The sequence below is a fragment of the Mesorhizobium sp. M1A.F.Ca.IN.020.03.2.1 genome, from assembly GCF_004023205.1.
Classification (GTDB): Bacteria; Pseudomonadota; Alphaproteobacteria; order Rhizobiales; family Rhizobiaceae; genus Mesorhizobium.
The window spans coordinates 1-1,739 of sequence record NZ_RZSV01000445.1 but is presented as its reverse complement, the minus strand read 5'-3'; the positions used below and the strand labels follow the sequence as shown (position 1 = coordinate 1,739).

Annotated in this window: 1 protein-coding gene and 1 pseudogene; one reads left to right on the top strand and one right to left on the bottom strand. The window is 66.2% G+C overall.

From position 1 onward, the window contains the following. A pseudogene (locus EOA79_RS31865) lies at positions 1–233 on the top strand (MarR family transcriptional regulator); the annotation flags it as partial. Here the strand turns inward: EOA79_RS31865 and EOA79_RS31860 are convergent. Continuing rightward, positions 234–1,739 (bottom strand): hydantoinase B/oxoprolinase family protein (locus EOA79_RS31860; protein WP_128293675.1); only part of this gene is annotated, 1,506 nt, incomplete at its 5' end.

The window sequence follows — 1,739 nt, the reverse complement described above, 5'->3', positions numbered from 1 at the left end:
TGGATGCCGCGACCGTAAAGGGCGTCATCGACCGGCTGAAGGCGCGCGGGCTGGTCGAGCTTTCCAAGCACGAGGTGGACAAGAGGCGGCTGCTGGTCAATCTGACGGCTGAAGGCCGCGAGGCGATCGAGCGGCTGATCCCGCTTGCCCGCACCATCACCGAGGAAACGCTGGCGCCGCTCACGGCCAAGGAGGCTGCGACCTTCTTACGGCTGCTGGCGAAGTTGGCCTGATCAAACCTCCGGATCGGCCCCGAACATCTCCCGCGCCTGCTCGGCCGTGTAGTAGCCGAGCCGGACATCTTCGGCGACCTGCTTCGGATCGCGCTCGCGCGGATCGCCATAGCCGCCGCCGCCGGGCGTGCCGACGCGCACGCGGTCGCCGGCCTTGAGCGCGATATCCTGCTCTTTCGACAGATGCGGCGGCACATGCGCTTCGCCGCCCCGGAACACGGTCACGCTGTTCGGCGCGCCGTCCCTGCCGCCAAGCGCGCCTTGCGGCCCGAAACGGCCATGGTCCATGACGAAGGACGCGCGGGCTTCACCGCGCAGGATCTCGACCTCGTAGGCGAGCCCGAAGCCGCCGCGATGTTTGCCGGCGCCCCCGGAGCCTTCGCGCAGCGCGTAATGGCGGTAGAGCACCGGGAACGCCTGCTCCATGATTTCGACCGGCGGCGATTTCGAAATGCCGATGGTCGAGCATCCATTGCTCAAGCCGTCATGACCCGCATTGCCGCCATAGCCGCCGCCCGAAATCTGGTACATGACATAGTCGCGGCCGCGCGTCGGGTCGTTGCCGCCGAGCGCGAAATTGCCGCTGGAACCGGCGGGCGCTGCCGTCACTTTCTCCGGCAATGCCTGCACCATCGCCGCGAACACGGCCTCCGCAATACGCTGCGAAACCTCCGCCGCGCAGCCCGAGACCGGCCGCGGATATTTGGCGTCGAGGAAGGTACCTTCCGGCCGCTTGACATTGAGCGGCTCGAACGCGCCGGCGCTGATCGGCACTTCGGGGAAGATATGGCGCATGGCGAGGTAGACTGATGACAGCGTCGTCGCCAGCACGCTGTTCATCGGGCCTGCGCAGGGCTTTGACGAGCCGGCGAAATCGAAGGTCAGGCTGTCGCCCTTCTTCTCGACGGCGAGATTGATGGTCAGCGGCTCGTTCACCACGCCGTCGGAATCGACAAAAGCTTGCGAGCGGTAGACGCCGTCCGGGATAACGGCGATCGAGGCGCGCATCTGTTCGGCGGCGCGGCGGCGCAATTCGGCGATCGCCTCGACGACGGTTTCGTCGCCGTAACGATCCAGGATTTCATTGAGCCTGTCCTGGCCGATCAGCAGCGCCGCAGCCTGGGCGCGGATGTCGCCGATGCGCTGGTCGGCGACGCGAATGTTGGAGCAGATGATAGCGTAGATCTCGGGATCGAGCACGCCCCTCTTGAACAGCTTCACCGGTGGCAGCCGCAGACCTTCCTGCTCGACGGCGGTGGCCGAGGCCGAGAAGCCGCCAGGCACCGCGCCGCCGATATCCGGCCAATGGCCGGTGTTGGACAGCCAGCAGAAGATCTTGCCGTCGCGGTAGACCGGCATGACGAAGCGCACGTCCATCAGATGCGTGCCGCCGAGATAGGGGTCGTTGACGATGTAGATGTCGCCGGGCTCGGGGGCCAGGCAGCGCCCGTCGGCGATCATCTCGATCACCGTCTTGGTCGAATACTGCATGACGCCGACGAATAC